The 2,749-nt window shown below is 45.8% G+C and carries 2 protein-coding genes and 1 pseudogene; 1 reads left to right on the top strand and 2 read right to left on the bottom strand.

Annotated elements, in window-relative coordinates:
- On the bottom strand, positions 1–722 hold a 722-nt coding region (locus V5298_RS17860; protein ID WP_332932789.1), incomplete at its 3' end, for a chromosome segregation SMC family protein.
- 280 nt (positions 723–1,002) lie between these two features.
- On the opposite strand from V5298_RS17860, the gene cysZ reads away from it, so the two are divergent.
- The gene (gene cysZ, locus V5298_RS17855; protein WP_332932788.1) at positions 1,003–1,746 is read left to right on the top strand and encodes a sulfate transporter CysZ; all 744 of its coding nucleotides are present in this window, start codon (positions 1,003–1,005) and stop codon (positions 1,744–1,746) included.
- Positions 1,747–1,762: 16 nt separating this feature from the next.
- Here the strand turns inward: cysZ and V5298_RS17850 are convergent.
- A pseudogene (locus V5298_RS17850) lies at positions 1,763–2,749 on the bottom strand (sel1 repeat family protein); the annotation flags it as partial.

Genomic DNA, 2,749 nt, shown 5'->3' with positions numbered 1-2,749 from the left:
CTATGGTGCAGCCATCGAATGACAGATAATTCGCTTTTTAACTGTCTCTCACGGGCCTTAAGAGATTTATACCGCTGGGCTGCCGCGGCCTGTCGCTGCAATTTATCAAGTTGCCGACCGAGTTCCCCACGTACATCTTCCAAACGCTCAAGATTGTCCTGGGTATGCCGGATCCGGTTTTCCGTTTCCCGTCGTCGTTCTTTGTATTTGGAGATCCCAGCCGCTTCTTCAATAAAAACCCGCAACTCTTGCGGCTTAGACTCAATTAACCGGGAGATCATGCCCTGTTCAATAATGGCATAACTGCGTGGTCCAAGTCCGGTACCCAAAAACAAATCCGTCACATCCCGACGGCGGCACTTGGTGCCATTTAAATAATAAAAAGATTGGGCTTCACGGGTTACTAGGCGTTTTACCGACAACTCGGAATAATTGGCAAACTCCCCGCCAATTCGACCGGAAGTATTGTCAAATACCAACTCCACACTGCACTGTCCCACCGGTTTACGGGCCGAAGAACCATTAAAAATCACGTCTGTCATGGCATCACCACGAAGATTCTTCGCTGAACTTTCGCCAAGAACCCAGCGTACGGCATCAATGACATTAGATTTTCCGCAGCCATTTGGCCCTACCACCGCGGTCATATCTCCGGCAAAGGGAATGGTTGTGGGATCAACAAAGGATTTAAAGCCAGCCAGCTTTATGGATTTTAGGCGCATGGCACTGACTCCGGATACCATGGCAAAGCATGAACATCATCCAAATAGAAAAAAACGTGGAAGGGATTGTATTTATATTTATTTACCACAAATGTCAGCGCTGAATAATGATAATAATTATTGCCACGACTCTACCAAAACTCACACGGTGTAACAATTGTGTTTTCACTGATGTCCTCAGTGCAAGTATACTTTCACACTGTGGTAAGCTAACCCTTCGTTTTTATTCGGCATTGCTTTTCGCTTTTGCCCATTGCGTAGACAACACCGTGGAGTACCCATGCAAAATAAATCTGGCCTGAGTTATTTTCTATCAGGATTTAGTCTCATTACAACCAAGGGAATAAAACGCTTTGTGTTTATTCCTCTTGCGGTAAATATTCTGCTGTTTTCCATTGCATTTTATTTTCTTTATGGCGAAATTGCCGTGGGTATTACCTGGTTAATGTCACTCATCCCTTCCTGGCTGGATTGGCTAAAAACCCTGCTGAGTTTCTTTTTATGGCCATTGGCGGTAATTACGGTGTTGCTGGTCTTCGCACTGATTTTCGGCACCCTTGCCAACTGGATTGCCGCGCCCTTTAACGGCGTTTTGTCGGAAAAGCTTGAGCGACACCTAACCGGTCAAGCCATTGGTGATGAAAGCCTTTTGGCATTGGTAAAAGATGTTCCTCGCATGTTGGGGCGGGAATTTTCTAAATTTGCCTGGTATGTACCACGGGCGATTTTCTTTTTAGTCTTATTTTTCCTGCTTCCGGTGATAGGTCAGGTGTTATGGTTTATGTTTAATGCGTGGATGATGGCCATCCAATACTGTGATTATCCTTATGACAACCACAAGGTATCCTTTAAAACCATGCGCGGACATTTATCCATGCATAAAGGGAAATGTTTTTCTTTTGGTGTTGGCGTTAGCCTATTCTCGTTAATCCCGCTGCTTAATTTTATTGTCATGCCCGTCGCAGTGTGTGGCGCAACGGCCATGTGGGTAGATGAACTTAAACCGGATCTAGATAAACGATAACCCTTAAGCAGGCAGATTAGTTAAAGATATAAGAAGATGAAGCCGCTTTATCTGCATCAAGAAAGGCGTTGTAACGCGCTAACCATTCTTTCGCTTTAGCGGTCTGCCCTGCTTTTTGATACCGTTGAAACAAATTCATGTACACCGGTCTTTGGGCCGAGGGGGTCGCTAGTTGCTGACGCCACAATGCCAGATAAATAGGGGGAATATCACCACTATCATGATGTTCTAAAAAGGTGATGTGTCCAGAAGGTTTATAGGCGCGAACCGAACTGCGGGCACAGGTTTGAGCAGGCCAGATCCCCACACCGGGTTGTAATTCTTGCCAGTTTTGTAACCTGGATATTGGTGAATAGGTGATTTTACCGTCATAGATAAGATTGGGTGCATCGGGCCCGCCACAGTATCGTTCTGCGGCATTTTTACCCAACGCGTATTCATCAACAAAGCCGGCAAAATGAGCCAGTTCATGGACAAAAACCGAATAGGCATCGGTAAGATCTAAAAACATGACACCATTATTCACGTTGGCTTTTCCTAACTCACTGATAACCACTGCATGGGTTAGGTCTCGATTTCTTACCGCCGTCGCTAACGGACGCACATCGCACGCCAAACGGCCAGCCCCATTATTAGCAGATGCGCAATGTAGACTTTCTTTTGTAAGCCAGATCGGGCGATCAATACACAGGGGTAACGACTGAAGTCGCCGGTCTTTTTCGTATAAACTCACCAATTCATCGGCTTTGACTAAGGTAGCAAGTGATGACGCAAAAACGCCAATTTTTTGCAGGCATTGTTTATCGGTACGGGATATTACGGGGACATTTTCAGGGCGATATACCCGGTATGAGGTAAGCACATGTTGCACTTTTTTGGCCATATCAAGGCCAGCATCCGCCGCTTGTGAGATCCATTTTTTCGCGGCGTCTTTCTTTCCTTCATCCCACAACATTCGACCATACTGAAAAGCACTTTGGGGGTAATCATTGGCTGTCACACG

This window comes from Alteromonas sp. 14N.309.X.WAT.G.H12, assembly GCF_036697315.1.
Classification (GTDB): Bacteria; Pseudomonadota; Gammaproteobacteria; order Enterobacterales; family Alteromonadaceae; genus Alteromonas.
This window is presented reverse-complemented; position numbering and strand designations above follow the sequence as displayed.